The 17166-nt window shown below is 72.8% G+C and carries 15 protein-coding genes; 8 read left to right on the forward strand and 7 right to left on the reverse strand.

All coding sequences use genetic code 11. The features are described 5' to 3' along the window. Positions 1-2: 2 nt before the first annotated feature. The 3 genes from ACIP93_RS02955 to ACIP93_RS02965 form a co-directional block, all read right to left on the reverse strand. Positions 3-887 (reverse strand): ABC transporter permease, encoded by an 885-nt coding sequence (locus ACIP93_RS02955; RefSeq protein WP_401754983.1) that lies wholly within the window; start codon positions 885-887, stop codon positions 3-5. Next, entirely contained in the window at positions 884-1894 is a 1011-nt protein-coding gene (locus ACIP93_RS02960) for an ATP-binding cassette domain-containing protein (RefSeq protein ID WP_345221116.1), read from the reverse strand. Before ACIP93_RS02960 ends, ACIP93_RS02955 begins: the two co-directional genes overlap by 4 nt. A 263-nt stretch (positions 1895-2157) precedes the next feature. Next, positions 2158-2577 carry a hypothetical protein gene (locus ACIP93_RS02965; protein WP_401754986.1) on the reverse strand — a complete coding sequence of 140 codons (420 nt, stop codon included), beginning with the start codon at positions 2575-2577 and terminating at the stop codon, positions 2158-2160. Between the two features lie 187 nt (positions 2578-2764). Between ACIP93_RS02965 and ACIP93_RS02970 the strand changes: the two genes are divergently transcribed. The 4 genes from ACIP93_RS02970 (at position 2765) to ACIP93_RS02985 (ending at position 6488) form a co-directional block, all read left to right on the forward strand. Continuing rightward, positions 2765-3670 (forward strand): hypothetical protein, encoded by a 906-nt coding sequence (locus ACIP93_RS02970; protein ID WP_401754989.1) that lies wholly within the window; start codon positions 2765-2767, stop codon positions 3668-3670. 5 nt (positions 3671-3675) lie between these two features. Next, complete coding sequence (locus tag ACIP93_RS02975) at positions 3676-4218, forward strand: hypothetical protein (RefSeq protein WP_345221112.1); 543 nt, start codon at positions 3676-3678, stop codon at positions 4216-4218. Positions 4219-4313: 95 nt separating this feature from the next. Next, positions 4314-4589: a DUF2630 family protein gene (locus ACIP93_RS02980; RefSeq protein ID WP_345221111.1), complete on the forward strand. Its 276-nt coding sequence runs from the start codon at positions 4314-4316 to the stop codon at positions 4587-4589. Positions 4590-4844: 255 nt separating this feature from the next. Continuing rightward, positions 4845-6488 (forward strand): alpha/beta fold hydrolase, encoded by a 1644-nt coding sequence (locus tag ACIP93_RS02985; RefSeq protein ID WP_401754993.1) that lies wholly within the window; start codon positions 4845-4847, stop codon positions 6486-6488. Positions 6489-6521: 33 nt separating this feature from the next. Here ACIP93_RS02985 and ACIP93_RS02990 read toward each other — a convergent pair whose 3' ends face one another. Continuing rightward, positions 6522-8621 (reverse strand): PhoX family phosphatase, encoded by a 2100-nt coding sequence (locus tag ACIP93_RS02990; RefSeq protein WP_345226344.1) that lies wholly within the window; start codon positions 8619-8621, stop codon positions 6522-6524. Positions 8622-8682: 61 nt separating this feature from the next. Continuing rightward, a complete protein-coding gene (locus ACIP93_RS02995) occupies positions 8683-9396 on the reverse strand; it encodes an MFS transporter (protein WP_401754996.1) in 714 nt (237 codons plus the stop codon). A gap of 38 nt (positions 9397-9434) precedes the next feature. On the opposite strand from ACIP93_RS02995, the gene ACIP93_RS03000 reads away from it, so the two are divergent. Beyond that, on the forward strand, positions 9435-10103 hold the full coding sequence (locus tag ACIP93_RS03000) for a TetR/AcrR family transcriptional regulator (protein WP_401755640.1): 669 nt from the start codon (positions 9435-9437) through the stop codon (positions 10101-10103). Between the two features lie 33 nt (positions 10104-10136). Here ACIP93_RS03000 and ACIP93_RS03005 read toward each other — a convergent pair whose 3' ends face one another. Then, positions 10137-10559: a DUF6344 domain-containing protein gene (locus tag ACIP93_RS03005; protein ID WP_345221105.1), complete on the reverse strand. Its 423-nt coding sequence runs from the start codon at positions 10557-10559 to the stop codon at positions 10137-10139. Between the two features lie 314 nt (positions 10560-10873). Between ACIP93_RS03005 and ACIP93_RS03010 the strand changes: the two genes are divergently transcribed. The 3 genes from ACIP93_RS03010 (at position 10874) to ACIP93_RS03020 (ending at position 16233) form a co-directional block, all read left to right on the forward strand. Next, positions 10874-12445, forward strand: a complete 1572-nt coding sequence (locus ACIP93_RS03010; protein WP_401754999.1) for a VWA domain-containing protein — start codon at positions 10874-10876, stop codon at positions 12443-12445. Positions 12446-12516: 71 nt separating this feature from the next. Then, positions 12517-14127 carry a methionine--tRNA ligase gene (gene metG / locus ACIP93_RS03015; RefSeq protein ID WP_401755002.1) on the forward strand — a complete coding sequence of 537 codons (1611 nt, stop codon included), beginning with the start codon at positions 12517-12519 and terminating at the stop codon, positions 14125-14127. A gap of 174 nt (positions 14128-14301) precedes the next feature. Beyond that, positions 14302-16233, forward strand: a complete 1932-nt coding sequence (locus ACIP93_RS03020) for a protein kinase (RefSeq protein ID WP_401755005.1) — start codon at positions 14302-14304, stop codon at positions 16231-16233. A gap of 3 nt (positions 16234-16236) precedes the next feature. Here the strand turns inward: ACIP93_RS03020 and ACIP93_RS03025 are convergent, their stop codons facing one another. Further along, complete coding sequence (locus ACIP93_RS03025) at positions 16237-17007, reverse strand: L,D-transpeptidase family protein (protein WP_345221095.1); 771 nt, start codon at positions 17005-17007, stop codon at positions 16237-16239. Between the last annotated feature and the right edge of the window lie 159 nt (positions 17008-17166).

Raw genomic sequence — 17166 nt, forward strand, 5'->3', positions numbered from 1 at the left:
GCTCACTTGCGGTTGTAGAGGCGCATCGTGGCCGACCCGAAGACCACCAGGAAGAACGCCGCCCAGCCCAGGGACCACGCGATGTCCGCCCCCGGCCAGTTCCCGGCCATCAGCTCCCGCACCGCCGTGGCGACGTGCGACACCGGACTGTTGTTGACGAACGCCTGGAGCCAGCCCGGCATCGTCCTGGGGTCGACGAAGACGTTGGACAGGAAGGTGAGCGGGAAGATCACCATCATGCTGACGCCCATCACCGACTTCTCCGAGCGCAGCATCAGCCCGAACATCGTCCAGATCCAGGAGAAGGCGAAGGAGAAGACCATCAGCAGGGCCACGCCGGCGAGCACGCCGAGGACCCCGCCCCGGGGGCGGTAACCGATGACCAGGCCGACCCCCAGGATCACCGCCGAGGCGATCAGGTAGCGCACGACGTCACCCAGCAGATAGCCGACCATCGGCGCCGGACGCCACATCGGCAGCGTGCGGAAGCGGTCGAAGACGCCCTTGGTGATGTCGGTGTTGATGGCCAGGCCCGTGTACATCGTGATCATGACGATGGACATGACCAGGACGCCGGGGAGCAGGAACTGGATGTACGAGGAGACGGAGCCCGCCAGTGCGCCGCCGAAGAGGTAGGCGTACATCAGGACCATCATGATCGGGAAGGCCGTGACGTCGAAGAGCTGTTCCGGCACGTGTTTGATCTTCAGCATGGCGCGCCAGCCGAAGGTCAGGGAGGACGTCAGCGCGCTGGGCCTCGCCGGGCGGTCCCTGGCGACCAGGAGGGCGGCCAGCTCCTCCGCGTCGGGTGCCTTGACCAGGGCCAGGTCCTCGGACTTCTTGCCCGTGGGGGTGGCCGCGGTCTCCGTGCCGGTGCCGGCGGTCATGCCGTCACGCCCTTCTTGTCCGTGAGGGCCATGAAGACCTCGTCGAGGCTGGGTTGGCCGAGGGCGAAGCTGTCGACCGTGATGCCGGAGCGGGCGAGGGCCGCGAGGGCCCGGGCGGCCTGCTCGGCGGCGCCCTGGTCGGTACCGCTGCCGTCGACGGTCGCGGTCAGCGCGACCGGGTCCGGATCGAGCTGGACGGTCGCCCGCATGGATTCCGCGAGGATGCGCTCGGCCTCCGGGCGCTGCCCGGCGTCCCGCAGCCGCAGGTGTACGGAACCGGAGCCCACGGAGGCCTTCAGCTCGCCCTTGGTGCCCTCGGCGATGACCTTGCCGTGGTCGATGACCGCGATCCGGGAGGCGAGCTGGTCGGCCTCGTCCAGGTACTGCGTGGTGAGCAGGACCGTGGTGCCCTGTGCGACGACCGCGCGGACGATGTCCCAGACCTGGTTGCGGCTGCGCGGGTCGAGGCCCGTGGTGGGCTCGTCCAGGAAGAGCAGGTCCGGCGTGTTGAGGATGGAGGCGGCGATGTCGATGCGGCGGCGCATGCCGCCGGAGTAGTTCTTCACCTGCTTGCCCGCCGCCGCCGTCAGCCCGAAGGCCTCCAGCAACTGGCCCGCGCGGGAGCGGGAGTCGGCCTTGGAGTGGCCGAGCAGGCGGGCCAGCAGGATCAGGTTCTCGGTGCCGGTGAGGTCCTCGTCCACGGACGCGTACTGCCCGGTCAGGCTGACCCGGGAGCGCACCGCGTCCGCCTCCTTGACCACGTCCCTGCCGAAGACGTGGGCCGTGCCTCCGTCCGGGCGCAGGAGGGTGGCGAGCATCTTCACCGCCGTGGTCTTGCCCGCGCCGTTGGGCCCCAGGACGCCGTAGACGGTGCCCGCGGGGACGGCGAGGTCGATGCCGTCGACGGCGCGGTTGTCGCCGAAGACCTTGACGAGGCCGTGGGTGCGGATGGCGAGGTCCGCGTCCGCGCGGGACGCGGGCGCCGCGTCTGCAACTGGGTGGGTCAACTTCCCTGCTCCTTCAGCCGGTTCACACTGGTGTTCTACGGCACCCCGGAGCCGGACCGCACGCCATGCCGCCAAATGGACCGTACCTGAGGGGAGTTGAGCGTTTCTCCGCATTTTTCTTCGGGCGTTGGTCGCCGTCGTGCGTTCAGTGCGCAGCCACCGCGCCGGTGGTTCAGCCCAAGCGCGGCCACCGCGCCGGTGCTCGGTCCGAGCGCGGCCATCGCGCCGGTGCTCGGTCCGAGCGCGGCCACCGCGCCGGTGTCTCAGTCCGTGTGCGAGTAGCAGTAGTAGTACGTGCCGATGGCGATCCCCGCGCCCACCGCGAGCCCCAGCACCGCCGAGCCCAGCACGCTGCCGTCGCCCCGGCTGGCCAGGAAGCCCATCGCCACCGCCGTCAGGACGCCGAAGCCCACCGCCCGCAGGCCCGGCGTGACCGCCCGCAGCGCCTGCCAGACGCCCGCGAACAGGGCGGCGAAGAGCAGGCCGCAGACGAGGCCGAGCCAGACGTTGCCCGCGGTCAGCTCGCCGCCCCTGCGGTCGACCAGGCCGACGTACAGGCCGTAGACCAGGCCGAGCGCGGCGGAGATGCCGCCGATGGCGCGCGGGGTGGCCGTGCTCCGGGTGACGCCGACGGGGAGGGGCTGGTCCGCTCTCCGCCCAGGTATCACTGCGTGTGCTCCCATGACAGCTCCGTCCCTCCGGGCCGTACTCGGTGCGTACGGCGCTTGAGCCCCCGCGTTCGCCCATCCAGGTCACACCCGGTCGGCGGACGCGGCAAGTGGATCAAGGCCGCTTCCCGGAACCGCCCAGGTCACCACTACGGCGGCGCTCCGCTCGCGCGGGCGCGCGGGCCCGGCTTGGGTGGGGGACATGCTGCTGCGCCGATTCCTGCCCGTCGCCCTGCTCGCCCTGGTGGCGCTGCTCGTGCCCCTCGGCGCGGTCGCCGTGTGGGCGCGCGCCGAGGTCCAGGACACCGGGCGGTACGTCGACACCATGGCTCCGCTGGCCGACGACCCGGACGTGCAGAAGGCCGTCGTCACCCGCCTGACCGGCGAGATCATGAGGCAGGTCGACCTCGGCCCGCTCCAGAACGGCGCGGAGCGCCTGATCGGCGAGGCCGCCCGCTCCTTCACCGGCACCCAGTCGTACCGGAACGCCTGGAACACCGTCCAGCGCGTCACCCACGACGCCTTCCGCGACGCGCTCGCCGCCGAGCGGGGCAGCGGCGACCGGGTCCTGCTCGATCTCGCGCCCGTCACGGCCGAGCTGAAACAGCGGCTCACCGACGACGGGGTGCCCTTCGCGGGCCGGATTCCGGTCGTCCACACGGACCTGACGCTGGTCGAGACGGACCGACTGGACACCTGGCGGTCGGTCTACGCCTTCCTGCGCGGCGCGGCGTGGTGGGCGCCCGTGGCCGCGGGGCTGCTGGCGGTGGCGGCGGTCGCGCTGTCCGTACGGGGACGGAGGCTGCCGGCCCTCGCGATGGCCGGCGGCGCGGTCGTCCTCGGCGCGCTGCTGCTGGCCCTGGTGCTCGCGGTGGCGCACAACCTGGTCCTGTCGCACCTGCCCGAGGACCTGAGCCGGGCGGCGGCCGAGGCCCTCTACGCCACGGCGACGGGCCGCCTGCGCACGGCCGGCTGGTGGCTGGGACTCGCCGGGCTCGCGGTCGCCCTGTCGGCGGGCGGCCTGTGGTGGGTCCGGGGGCGGAGGGTGAATTCCGGCACCCCTTCGGAGCAATGGGCTCGCGAGGACACGACGGCGCACGCAGGGTGACCCCCATGAAGATCACCCGCGCCGCTGGCGCCGCAGTCCTGGCCGCCGTCATCGCCCTGACCGTCTCCGCGTGCGGCGACGACAAGAAGTCCGCGTCGGACGCCGTCTCCAACGCCACCCAGAAGGCCGGGGAAGCCGCCGCCTCCGCCACCCAGAAGGCGGGCGAGGCCGCCACCTCCGCCACCGAGAAGGCCGGGGAGGCCGCCGACAAGGCCAAGGAGTCGTACGCGTCGGCCTCCGCGTCGGCCGACGAGAAGTTCAAGGAGGTCAAGGACGGCACCGACGCCAAGGGCGACGTGAAGGTGGGTGCGGTCAAGGCGGAGGGCGACCGCAGCACGGCCGAGGTGACGGTCGCCAACAAGGAGTCCAAGGAGCAGACCTACCTGGTCCAGGTGAACTTCCGCGACGCGGGCGGAAACCTGCTGGACGCGGTCGTCGTGAACGTCAAGGACGTGGCGGCGGGCAAGGACGGCACGGCCGTCGCCAAGAGCAACCGGTCCCTGGAGGGCGACGTCAAGGCCGAGGTGGGCAAGGCCGTGCGCCACTGAGCCGCTTCGGGGGCGGCGGGAGCACGAGTCGCGCTCCCGCCGCCCCGCCGCCAGGCTTGGTCTCAGCAGCCCCGACCCGACGGAGGAGCGAGCCCGTGAACACCCCCGCAGATTCCGGCGTCCCCGAGATCCTCGGCAGCATCGACCGCCTGGTCGCCGAGGAACAGGAGCTGCGCCGGCGTGCCACCGCCCGGGACGGGCGCCCCGGTGGCCTCTCCGACGCCGACCGCACCCGGCTCGCCGCCCTCGAAGTGCAGCTCGACCAGTGCTGGGACCTGCTGCGCCGCCGCCGCGCCCGCGCCGAGTTCGGCCAGGACCCCGGCGCGGAACAGCCCCGCCCCGCCAGCGAGGTCGAGGGCTACCTCGGCTGAACCGCCCGCCCCGGGCCCCTTTCCCGCCCCCGGTGACCAGCGCCGGACGCCCGGCTCGCGCCGCCGGACCGGTTCACGAACCGGTCACGGTGCACGCACCTGGTTCTCACTCGTTCACCCGTTCGTGGCACCATTTGCTGCGTTCCGGGCGCTGACGGCCCCCGCCCGTACGGCCCGGCCCCGGACGCGGCCCGCACGCTCACTCCCACGCCGGCCGAGACCGCGGAGTACGGCAGCGAAGGGACCGGGTGCGCAGTGCGACAACGACCAGAGGCAGCCGCGGCGGACCGTGCCCGCACCGGAACACGCGGAACACGCGGGCGGGCCGGGACGCGTGGGCGCGCCCGCGCCGCCGTCCTCGCCCTCGCCGCCGCCCTCGCGCTCACCTCCTGCGGCGGGCCCGAGACCCCGCAGGACTCCCGTACCAGGAACCTCGCCCGGCCCGACGTGCCCGCGCCCGAGGCCCGGTGGAACGACTGCCCGGTCACCGGCCAGCCCACCCGCGAGTGCACCACCCTCAAGGTCCCGGTCGACGCGGCCGAGCCCGGCGGCGACAAGATCGACCTCGCCGTCTCGCGCATCCCGGCCACCGACCGCAAGCGCCGCATCGGCGTGCTCGTCATGGACTCCGGCGGTCTCGGCCTCCAGGGGCTCTACACCGCGGCCAACACCCTCCCGCCGCAACTGCGCGCCCTGTTCGACGTCGTCGGCTTCGACCGGCGCGGCACCGGCCGCAGCACCCCCGTCGACTGCGGCCCCGCGCCCGGGCCGATCGCCTCACTGGGCGCCGCCGAGAAGCTCCCCACGGGCGCGGACACGGCCGCGGTCGCCGAGGCCGCGAAGAAGTACATCGCCGACTGCCGGGCCACGTACGGCGAGTTGCTCTCCCACCTCGGCACCGCCGACGTCACCGCCGACCTGGAGTCTATCCGCCTCGCCCTGCGCGAGGACAAGCTGAACCTCCTCCTCCACTCGTACGGTTCCCTGCTCGGCCAGGACTACCTGGCCGCCCACCCCACCCGGGTGCGCGCCGCCGTGCTGGACTCGGCGTACGACCCGGCCCGCAGCGGCACCGAGCACGCCGTCGACGCGGCGAACAGCCCGGCGGCGGTCGGCAGCACCCAGAACCTCGCCAGGAGCACCCCGTACGCCGCCCGGCTGCGCGCCTACACGGCGGGCTTCCGCTCCTGGTGCAGCGCGGCCGGCCCCGCGGAGTGCGCGCTCTCGCCCGACCCGCAGAAGTACCTCGACCAGGTCGCCCGCAAGGCCCCCAACCTCCAGCAGGCCGCGTACGCCGTGATGGCCGACCCGGCGGACTGGCCGGGCTTCAGCCGCGCCGTGGACCTGGCGCTGGACGGCACCGAGGACCCCGAGCACCCGGCCTACTCGGAGCTGCGGGCGTACGCCGAGCAGGGCTTCCCGCAGGACGTCGCGGCGGCCGACCGGCCCGCCCCCGCCTCCTACGCCCTCACCCTGGCCAACCACTGCACCGACTTCGCCTGGCCCCGCGACACCGCGGCCCTGCTGGAGGGGCTGACGCGGACCGCGCGGGCCAAGGGCACCCCGAAGGCCGCCCCGGCGCTCGGCGCCGCCTACGCCCCGTGCGCCCAGTGGCCGCAGAGCCCCGGCGGCACGCTCGGCCCGCTGACCCTCAAGAAGCTCCCGCCCGCCAAGCTGAAGGCCGCCCCGCGCCCGCTGCTCGTCAACACCAACGGCGACCCCCGCACTCCGATGCAGGGCGCCTGGAAGGTCGGCACCCGCTACCCGGCGGCCCTGCTGCGCGTCGGCGGCGCGATCCACAACATGAGCCTCAAGGGCAACCCCTGTGTCACCGCGCACCTCCTGAACACGCTGGTCTCGGGGCTGCCCCCGAAGAACGCGAAGTGCCCGGCGGTGTGAACCGCCCCGCCGGGCACGTCACTCGCGAGAGGGTCACACGCCGATGTCGCGGCCGTCCTTGCGCCAGACCGAGACGACCGCCGGGCGGACCATCCTGCCCGGGCCGTCGGGCCAGGCCGACAGGGGCTTCTCGACGGTCGCGCCGTCGAGCTCGCCCGGGTGCTGCACCGCGACCAGGACGCGGCTGTCCTGGATGAGCGGGCCGCAGGTCTCCGCGCCCCTGGGGACGGTGAGGAACTGCTTCAGCTCGCCGCGCCGCTCGCCGGCCGTCGCGACGCCGAACAGGCCGTCGTGGGAGCCGAGCTGGTTGCCGTCGGTGGAGATCCACAGGTTGCCGTGGGCGTCGAAGGCGACGTTGTCCGGGCAGGAGATCGGCGAGACCTTGTCCTTCGGGAAGCCCGCGAAGTAGGTCGCCGGGTCCTTCGGGTCGCCCGCGACCAGGAACAGCCGCCAGGCGAAGGTGGTGGCCGTCGGGTCGTTGCGGCGCTCGGCGAGTTCGAGGATCTGGCCGTGCTTGTTGAGGTTGCGCGGGTTGGCCTCGTCCGCGCCCGGCTTGCCGGGCTTGCCGCGGTCGGTGTTGTTGGTGAGCGCGACGTAGACGCGGCCCGTGCGCGGGGACGGCTCGACGTCCTCGGGGCGGTCCATCTTGGTCGCGCCGACCTTGTCGCCGGCGAGGCGCGTGAAGACGTACACCTCTTCGGCCGTCATGCCCGGGACGTGCGACTTCTTGCCCGTGGCGAGCGGGATCCAGGTGCCGGAACCGTCGAACTCGCCGTCGTTCGGCAGCTTGCCGGTGCCGTCGATCTCGGCGGCCGGGCTGTCGCCGGTGAGCTTGGCGACGTACAGCGTGCCCTCGTCGAGGAGGGTGAGGTTGTGCTCGCGGGCGGCCCGCGAGTTGCCCCTGCGCATCCGCTTGGACGACACGAACTTGTAGAGGTAGTCGAAGCGCTCGTCGTCGCCCATGTAGACGACCGGGCGGCCGTCGTCGGTCAGGCGCGGCTGCGCGGCCTCGTGCTTGAACCGGCCGAGCGCGGTGCGCTTGCGCGGCGTGGAGTCCGGGTCGTACGGGTCCAGCTCGACGACCCAGCCGTGCCGGTGGGACTCCTGGGGCTCCTGCGCGACGTCGAAGCGCTTGTCGAACCGCTCCCACTTGCGCTCGGAGGCGCCCTTCTGGATGCCGTACCGCTTGTCGGTGGGGCTCTTCGCGTGGTCGGCGTTGGCGAAGTAGCCGTTGAAGTTCTCCTCGCCGTGGAGCGTGGTGCCCCACGGGGTGGTGCCGCCCGCGCAGTTGGCGAAGGTGCCGAAGACCTTGGTGCCGGTCGGGTCGGCGGACGTACGGAGGAGCTTGGAGCCGGCGGCCGGGCCGGTGAGGCGCATCGGGGTGGTGACGGTGATCCGGCGGTTGAGGTGGTGGCGGGGGACGGCGGTGAGGCCCGCGTTCCGGCGGTTCTCCTCCACCACGACGACGCCGAGCCCGTGCGCGGCCCAGGCGATCTCGACCTGCTCGCGGGTGGGGTTCTCCGGGTCGTACCCGCGGAACATCAGGTTCTCGTCGGTGTACTCGTGGTTGGCGACCAGGATCTGGCGCTCGCGGGAGCCGAACTCGCCGCGCAGCGGGAGCAGCGACAGGAAGTCGTTGTTGTACCCGAACTGGCCGGCCTGGGCCTTCGCCGTCTGGTTCTCCGGGTCGAAGGCGGGGGCGCCGCGGAGGATCGGGTCGCCCCACTTGACGACGATGTTCTGCTCGTAGCCGTCCGGGATGGTGACCTTGTCGTCCTTGTTGGGGGCGACGGGCGTGAAACGGAGGCCCTTGGCGCCCTGGGCCTTGCCGCGTCCGTTGCCGTGGCCGTTCCCGTGGCCGTTGCCGTGGCCCGCCGCCGGGGCGGCCACCGCCTCCGGGGCGCCGCCGACCGCGAGGGCGCCGCCCGCCGTCGCGGCGACGGTGACGACCGCCGCGGCGCGCATCATCGACCGGCGGGACAGGGCGCCCGCGATGATGTCGCCGACGTACTCGTTGTCGCTCGTGTTCGGGACTTCCTGGAAACAGGCGTCACCGCAGCGGTAGCGGCACGTCAGGGCGGAACGTCCGCCCGCGTGCGGCGACGGGTTGAGCAGCGGCAGCAGGTTGCGCACGGGTCGGGTCCCCTCCGAGGTCATGATGGCGTACGTCTCCGGGGGTCTGGGCACGCCCGGGTCACGGCGGTGACATTAGGTGGGTTGGGGGGTGCGGGCGGTGCCCCCACGATGAACACCAGGTGAAGTCCCCCCAACCGGTCCCCTCCACCCCCACCCCCTCCGACGCCGCAGCCGCCCTGCCGCCCCCCTGTCCCCTTCGGCGTCGCAGCCTCCGTCCATCCCCGCTCCCTTGGGCGACGGGGCCGCCCTTCCCGCTTCCCACCGCCATCGGGATGAACGCCGAGCCCGCCTCCGTCGGCGAGTAGCCGAGCACGAACTGCACGTACTGGGTGACCACCGGCAGCATCCCGCCGTTGCCGACCTGCACCAGGGTCAGCGAGAGACTGCCGCCGGCGAAGTCGCGGTCCCGGAAGAGCCGCAGCGGGACCATCGGCTCGTCGACCTTCAACTCCCAGGCGACGAAGCCCGCCAGCCCCAGCACCGCCACCACCAGCGCGACCACGGTCGAGGTGTGCGAAAACCCGTCCTTGGGCTGCTCGTTGATCGTCCAGACCAGCGCCACCATGCCGGCCACCGACAGCACCGCCCCGACCGGGTCCGGCTTCTTCCACGCGCCCTTCGACTCCGGCATCAGGAACAACGCGGCGAGAATCGCGACGACCGCCACCGGCACGTTGATCAGGAAGACCGCGCCCCACGAGAAGTGCGTGACCAGCAAGCCGCCCAGCACCGGGCCGCCGATCAGGCCCAGCATCGAGACCGAGCCCCACACCGCCATCGCCTTGCGCAGCTCGTCTCAGCCGGGAGCAGATCGTCGCGGAGGCGGTACGGCTGCTGGACGCCGACGGCATCGAGTCCTTGAGCATGCGGAAGCTCGGCACCCGCCTGGGCGCCGGCGCGACATCCCTCTACCGGCATGTCGCCAACAAGGACGAGCTCATCGAGCTGGTCGTGGACGAGATCTACGGGGAACTCGAAGTCCCGGCGGTGACCCGGGAGCTGGGCTGGCGCGAGGCCGCGGTCCGCAGCGCGTACAGCGTGCGGGCGATGGCGATCCGCCACCCGTGGATGGCTTCGGTACTGGGCCAGGTGGGCCTTGTCCACCTGGGGCCGAACGTGCTGCGCATGACGGAACGACTGGCCGACGTCATCGCGTCGGCGGGGTTCACCGCCGAGGAGGCCGATCTCGCCCTGAGCGCGGTCTTCTCGTACGTCATCGGGTATGCGACCAGCGAGGCCGCGCAGTTGTCGTTGATCGCACGCAGTGGAATGACGGAACAGGAGTGGATGGCGAGCCTGACCGGTGTGGCCGCTGCCGCCACGGAGGAACTGCCGCGACTGCGGGAGGGACACGACAACTACCGGGGGAGGACGGCCGAGCAGATCCGGGGGGAGAAGTTCGACTACGGGCTCCAACGCGTCCTGGACGGAATGGAGTTCCGGCTCGGCACTCTCTCGACCGGCGGCGGCGCGGAGTAGTCCGGTCCGGGCGGGCGGGGACCGTGCCGCCCCTCACACCGCGGCGAGGTGCGCCCGGGCGGCGCTGTCGGCCGCACCGCGTGTGGCGGCCTTCGCCGCGGCCTCGCCCGGGAGGGCGTCGGTCAGCGCGCCCAGGCCGTCGAGCACGTCCAGGGCCGGCACCGTGCGGACCGACGGGGAGCCGCCGTGCGCCTCCGCGCTGATCCGCTGCTTCATCGTGGGCGGCACGGAACGCGTCGGCACCTCCGTCTGCAACCGGGACGCCGTCGGCGCCACGGCTGTCCACCCGGCCCGCCCGGCGGGGGAGTCGGCGCGCTCCGCGGCGGCGGGGGCCGGCTGCGGGGCGTCGGAGGAACGGTCGGCGGGGGCGGCGGAGGCGGACGCCGGGGCGGCGATGCCCAGCATCGCGAGGAACGCGACAATCGCGCTGATCAGTGCGGTCCACATCGTCTTCATGGCACGGCTCCTTGAAGCTGCTTCGGGTGGGTGGCGGGCGTACGGCAGGGCGGGTACGAGTTCCGGGATGTCCGGTTTTCGTACTTTCCTCATGATGTGGAGGACGCACGAGAACGCAGGGACCGCCACTCCGATTCGCAGTTCTTCGGACAAACACCACCCGTGCGGAGCAATCGGTGCCCGGCATTCCTCGCCCCGGCCGTTGCTCCACCCGTGCGGAAGCGGCCGCTAACCTTACGTGTCACCCCTGGTCAGGGATCGGTCCCGCCAGTACGGACATACAACGCACTCAACTCACGCGAAAGGCCTCGCCCATGGGCATTCGGAGCTTGCTGCGCAAGGTGTTTGGCGGTCGGACGGAACAGGTCGAGGAGCCCTCGGCGACGACTCCCTCCGTCCCGGCCCAGACCGAGCGCACGGAGCCGGCCGATGCCGGGGCGAACACCCCGTCCGGCGGCCGGAGTTCGACCCCCGCCCCCGAGCCGGACCCGGCCGCCGCGCCCTCGGGCCCCTCCTCCTCCCTGGCCGCGGAGCTGGTCGCCGAAGCCTTCGACAACCCCAAGCGGACCACCCCCGCGAAGCCGGCCACCGAGCCCGTACGGGAGGAGCACTCGGCCCCGGAGGCCGAGTCGGTACGGGAGGAGCCTCCGACCCCGGAGGCCGCGCCCGTACGGGAGGAGTCCCCGGCCCCGGAGGCCGCGCCCGTACCGGAAGAGAAGTCCGTACGGGAGGAGAAGCCCGTACCGGAGCAGGACCAGGAGCCGGTGGCCGCCTCCGCGCCGGAACCGGTGACGCGGCCCGAGTCGGAGGAGGACCCCTCCCCGGCCGTCCCGGCCCAGTCCGCCCCGAAGGACACCCCGGCCCCCGCCGCCGAGGTCCGCCTCCCCACCCAGACCGCCCGCACCACCGCCCCCGAAGCGACCTCGGCCCAGCCCGAACCTGCCGCCGAGCCCGAGCCCGCCGCTCAGCCCGAACCTGCCGCCCAGGCCGAACCGGAACCCACCACCGAGCCGGAGCCCGAGCCCGCCGCCCAGCCCGAGCCCGCCGCCCAGGCCGAACCGGAACCCACCACCGAACCGGAGCCCGAGCCCGCCGCCCAGGCCGAACCGGAACCCACCACCGAACCGGAGCCCGAGCCCGCCGCCCAGGCCGAACCGGAGCCCGCCGCCGAACCGGAGCCCAAGCCCGAACCCGCGCCCGAGCCCGACGCGCCCCGCGAGGCCCTCACCCCCGCCCAGCTCAAGAAGCTGAAGGTCCCCCACCGCGCCGCCGGCACCGCGCTCCGCAAGGCCGAGGTGCCGGAGGCCGCCCGCGCCAAGGTGTACCTCGTCCTCGACCGTTCCGGCTCCATGCGCCCGTACTACAAGGACGGCAGCGCCCAGAAGCTCGGCGAGCAGGCCCTCGCCCTGGCGGTCCACCTCGACCCCGGGGCGGCCCCCGCCGTCCCCGTCGTCTTCTTCTCCACCGACGTCGACGGCACCGGCGAACTCACCCCCGCCGACATCGAGGGCAAGGTCGACTCCCTCCACGCCGAGCTCGGCCACATGGGCCGCACCAGCTACCACCGCGCGATCGAAGCGGTCGTCGACCACTACGAGAAGCACTCCGCCGCCCACGACGGCCCCGCCCTGGTGATCTTCCAGACGGACGGCGCCCCCGAGGCGAGGGGCGCCGCCACCGCCGCCCTCGCCGAAGCCGCCCGGCTGCCCCTCTTCTGGCAGTTCGTGGCCTTCGGCGACACCGACGCCAAGGGCTTCGACTACCTCCGCAAGCTGGACGCCGAGAACGCCGCGTTCTTCCACGCGGGCCCGGCCCCCGCCGACCTCACCGACGCCGCCCTCTTCAAGGGCCTGCTCGCGGGCTCCGCGGAGTGGCTGAGGGGCTGACCGGCACACCCCGGCGCCCTCACCGGAATACACAGGTGAGGGCGCCTCTCCGTACCACTTAAGATTTCCGCATGGCGGCCACTGGAATCGAGAAGCAGGAGTCGGCGGCGTACTACGTCACGACCCCCATTTACTACGTCAACGACGCTCCTCACCTGGGCCACGCCTACACGACCGTCGCAGGCGACGTGCTCACGCGCTGGCACCGTCAGCGCGGCGAGAAGGTGTGGTACCTCACCGGCACGGACGAGCACGGTCAGAAGATCATGCGCACGGCCGAGGCGAACGGCGTCTCCCCCCAGGAGTGGTGCGACAAGCTCGTCACCGAAGCCTGGAAGCCCCTCTGGGAGCACCTGAACATCGCCAACGACGACTTCATCCGCACCACGGAGAAGCGTCACACGGACCGTGTGCAGGAGTTCGTGCAGGACCTCTTCGACAAGGACGAGATCTACAAGGGCGGCTACGAGGGCCCGTACTGCGTGGGCTGCGAGGAGTACAAGCTCCCCGGCGACCTCATCGAGGCGGAGGACGGGACGAAGCTCTGTCCCATCCACAAGAAGCCGGTGGAGATCCTCAAGGAGGAGAACTACTTCTTCAAGCTGAGCGAGTACGGCCCGAAGCTGCTGGAGTTCTACGAGGCCAACCCGGGCTTCATCCAGCCGGAGTCCGCCCGCAACGAGGTCGTGAACTTCGTCAGGCAGGGCCTCCAGGACCTCTCCATCTCCCGCTCGACCTTCGACTGGGGCGTCCCCGTGCCGTGGGACGACAAGCACGTCATCTACGTCTGGGTCGACGCGCTGCTGAACTACGCGACGGCGGCGGGCTACGGCTCCGACCAGGAGCGGTTCGACGCGACCTTCCCCGCGGACATCCACCTCGTCGGCAAGGACATCCTGCGCTTCCACGCGGTGATCTGGCCCGCGATGCTGATGGCGCAGGGCCTCCCGCTGCCCGGCAAGGTCGTCGCGAACGGCTGGCTGATGGTCGGCGGCGAGAAGATGTCGAAGTCCAACCTGACCGGCATCAAGCCGCAGGACCTCACCTCGCACTTCGGCGTGGACGCCTACCGCTGGTACTTCCTGCGCGCGATCTCCTTCGGCAGCGACGGGTCCTTCTCCTGGGAGGACTTCACCGCCCGCTACACCTCCGAGCTGGCCAACGACTACGGCAACCTCGCCTCCCGCGTGGCCGCCATGGTCGGCAAGTACTTCGACGGCACGCTGCCCGCGGCGACCGCTTCCAGCGACGCCGAGGAGGCCGTGCGGGAGGGGCTGGCGAAGGCCGTCGCCGAGGCGGACCGGCTGATCGGCGAGGAGCAGGACTTCCAGGGCGGCATCCTGGCGATCTTCGACTTCGTGAAGCAGGTCAACGGCTACATCACGGAGCAGGAGCCGTGGAAGGTCGCCAAGGACGCGTCGGACGAGGGCCGGGCGCGCCTCGCGACCATCCTCTACACCTCCGCCGAGTCCCTGCGCGCGATGGCCGTCCTGCTGAACGCCGTCATGCCGGAGACCTCACAGAAGCTGTGGGACTCCCTCGGCGCGGAGGCCGCCGGGCTGGGCGCGCTCGCCGACCAGCGGGTCCAGGACGCGGGCGCCTGGGGCCTGCTGCCGGCCGGTGCGACGGTGACGAAGGGCGCGGTGCTGTTCCCGCGCCTGGAGGAGAAGCCCGCCGCGTGATTCCCTGACGTACGAGAGGGCCCGGGGTCGTGCCGATCCCGGGCCCTTCGTCGTACGTACGGACATGTCGGGCGGCACCAAGTGGCCTTCGGCCCAAGGAACTTGGCGCGTCTGGCAGACTTCCTCGGGCCGAGCGAACCGGCGCTTCGGGCGAACACCGTGGGGGAAGCACGCATGTGGGGTCGGGGGACCGTGCTCGGCGGCCGGTACACGCTGGCCGAGCGCGTCGGCGGCGGCGCGATGGGCGAGGTCTGGCGGGCCGAGGACGGCGTGCTGGAGCGTTTCGTCGCGGTGAAGATCCTGCTGCCGAAGTTGCTGGAGGACCCCCAGTTCGCGGCCCGTTTCCGGCGCGAGGCGAAGCTGCTGGCCTCGCTCGCGCACCCCGGGATCGTCGATGTCCACGACTACGGCGAGCAGGAAGCCGCAGGTCAGGACGGTGACCGGATCGCATACATCGTCATGGAGCTCATCGACGGACGGCCGCTGGACGAGGTCCGCGAGGACGACGGGCCGATGCCCGCCGGCCGCGCGCTCGGGCTGGTCGCGCAGGCCCTGGACGCGCTGCACACCGCGCACCGGGGCGGCATCGTGCACCGCGACCTGAAGCCGTCGAACCTGATGCTGAGCGGCGACGGCCGCATCACCGTCACCGACTTCGGCATCGCGCACAGCAAGGCCGCCTCCCGGCTGACCGCCTCGCACTCGGTGCTGGGCACGGCCCTGTACATCGCGCCGGAACAGGCGGAGGGGCTCGCGGTCCTCCCGGCGTCCGACCTGTACTCGCTGGGCGTCGTCACGTACGAACTGCTCACCGGGGAGGTGCCGTTCAACGGCGACACGGTCCTGGAGGTCGTCCTCAAGCACATCCGGGAGCCCGCGCCCGCGCTGCCGGACTCCTTCCCTCCCGCCGTGCGGGACTTCGTCGCACGGGCGCTCGCGAAGGCGCCGGAGGAGCGGTACGCGGACGCGGCGGTGATGGCGGCGGCGGCGCGGGCCGCCGGGACGGGGGAGGGGGGTGCAGGTGCCGGGTTGCCCGGGGCTGCTGTGCCTCCTGCTGTGGTCCCTGTGCCTCCTGTCGTGGCTCCTGTGACTCCTGTCGTGGTCCCTGAGACTCCTGCCGTGGCCCCTGCGGCTCCTGAGGCCCCGGTGCCTTCTGCGGTCCGGCCCGGCCCTCCCCGGATTCCGGTTCCGGTCCCGGCGGCCGATCCCGTGCTCGTGTCCGGCCCGACCGGCGTCGTCCCCGTACCGCGGCCGTGGTGGCAGCGGCTGCCGAAGCCGGTGCTCGTCGTCGTGCCCGTGGTGGTGTCGACGGCCACCGTGCTCACCGTCGCCCTGACCCCGCACGTCCGTGACGCGCCCCGGGACGCCGCCCGCCCGTCCACCTCCGTGTCCGCGGGCGGGACGCCCGTGGCGCAGATCCCGGCCGCGCCCCGCGGAACCCCGTCCGCCACCGGCAGAACCGCTGCCGGCAAGCCCGCCAAGGGCGACGACAAGGCCAGGGGCGGGGCCGCGACCGACGGGTCCGACGGCGCCAAGGGCAAGCCGGGCACCGGGGGCGACGGCAAGGACACGGACCCCGGCAAGGGGAGCGGCGGCGGCCCGGACAGCGGCAAGGGCTCCGGTGCGGGTTCCGGAAGCGGCGGCGGTGCCAAGCCCCCGCCCGCGGGCCCCGGCAAGCCCGACAACTGCGGCGGCGACGGCTGGGGCGCGATCACCAACGTCGGCAGCGGGCGCAGGATGGGCCTCGCCGGAACGGACCCGTCCGGCAGCGGCGGCAAGGTCGTCTCCGGTGGGAACTCCCAGTTCGGCTGGGTGCTCGGCGGCAACCAGTTCACCGAGTTCCACGCCTGCACCCTGGCGGGCGGCGCGCTCGGGCTCAAGCAGGCCCCCGCGTACGACGAGAAGACGGGCACCGTGCTCGCGCAGGGCAGCGGCTACTCCGGGTACGTCACCGCGTGGAAGACCACCCCGGCGGCCGGCGGCGCGGTCCAGATCAACTACTACGTCGGCGACGGCTGCGTCACCGACGTCGGCGCGGGCCGCCAACTGGCCGTCGACCCGTGCACCCCGGGCAACAAGCACCAGTTGTGGCGGCTGCCCGGCTAGCGCTCACTTCGCCAGATCCGCCTTCGGCCCCATCACCACCACCGGCTTCTTCGCCGGGTCCAGCGCGCGCAGCAGCTCCCGCATCACCTCGCGCTTGAGGGCGACGCAGCCCTGCGTGGGAGTCGTGTGCTCGACATGCAGCCAGATGCCGCCGCCCCGGCCGTCGCCCAGCGGGCGGCCCCAGTCGAGGGGGCTGCGGCCCGCGTGGCGGTTGTAGTTGATCGCGACGACGTAGTCGAAGGAGCCGCGCAGGGACTGGCCGGAGTCGTCGGTGCGGTCGATCGTGTAACCGCGCCCCTGGTCGTACGGGAGCTTCGTGCCGGGGTCCTTCAGCAGCCCGCCGGCGTCGGTCAGCCCGTACACGCCGATCGGGGACCGCAGGTCGCCCCGGACGTGGTGCCCGGTCCAGCCGCGTCTCGCGTTCTGCGCCGGCCAGACCGGCCCGGCCTTCCAGCCGTCGTCCGTCTTCTCGTACAGGACCGCCTCGGCGTCGGAGGAGTTCCGGTCCCGGCCGGTGACGACGAGCGCCTGCCGGGTCTCCGGGCCGACCTCGCCGCGTGTACGGGGGCCCAGGCCCGGCAGCTCGGGCGTGGGCGCGGCGTCGGTGCGCGCGCTCTGCGGGGCCGGGGCCGACTTCCCGCCGGCGCTGGAGTCGTGCAGGGGGGCCGCCTTGCGACCGGACTGCGGGCGTGCGTCCTGCCCGCAGGCGGTGAGCACCGGGAACAGCACCAGGGCGGTCGCCGCGCACACTCCGGTCCGTACGCGTGTCTTCACGTCGTCGTGCCCTTCTTCAGTCGCCTGATTCCGGTGCCGGACGGCCTGAGGGGTGCGGGTGACGTCCGGGTCGTACTCCGGGGTGCCCGTTCTTCCGCGAATGATCCCCCGGTGGGCCCTGCGCGCGTGCGGGACGGGGCGGGGTCAGCCGGTCCGGCC

It is taken from the genome of Streptomyces sp. NPDC088745 (genome assembly GCF_044751045.1).
GTDB lineage: Bacteria > Actinomycetota > Actinomycetes > Streptomycetales > Streptomycetaceae > Streptomyces > Streptomyces cremeus.

Bases quoted from the DNA above. Each gene is read 5' to 3' on its own strand.
- ACIP93_RS03010 (WP_401754999.1), top strand. From the start codon at position 10,874: ATGGGCATTCGGAGCTTGCTGCGCAAGGTGTTTGGCGGTCGGACGGAA.
- metG (WP_401755002.1), top strand. From the start codon at position 12,517: ATGGCGGCCACTGGAATCGAGAAGCAGGAGTCGGCGGCGTACTACGTC.
- ACIP93_RS02970 (WP_401754989.1), top strand. From the start codon at position 2,765: ATGCTGCTGCGCCGATTCCTGCCCGTCGCCCTGCTCGCCCTGGTGGCG.
- ACIP93_RS02955 (WP_401754983.1), bottom strand. From the start codon at position 887: ATGACCGCCGGCACCGGCACGGAGACCGCGGCCACCCCCACGGGCAAG.
- ACIP93_RS03005 (WP_345221105.1), bottom strand. From the start codon at position 10,559: ATGAAGACGATGTGGACCGCACTGATCAGCGCGATTGTCGCGTTCCTC.
- ACIP93_RS03020 (WP_401755005.1), top strand. From the start codon at position 14,302: ATGTGGGGTCGGGGGACCGTGCTCGGCGGCCGGTACACGCTGGCCGAG.
- ACIP93_RS02975 (WP_345221112.1), top strand. From the start codon at position 3,676: ATGAAGATCACCCGCGCCGCTGGCGCCGCAGTCCTGGCCGCCGTCATC.
- ACIP93_RS02965 (WP_401754986.1), bottom strand. From the start codon at position 2,577: ATGGGAGCACACGCAGTGATACCTGGGCGGAGAGCGGACCAGCCCCTC.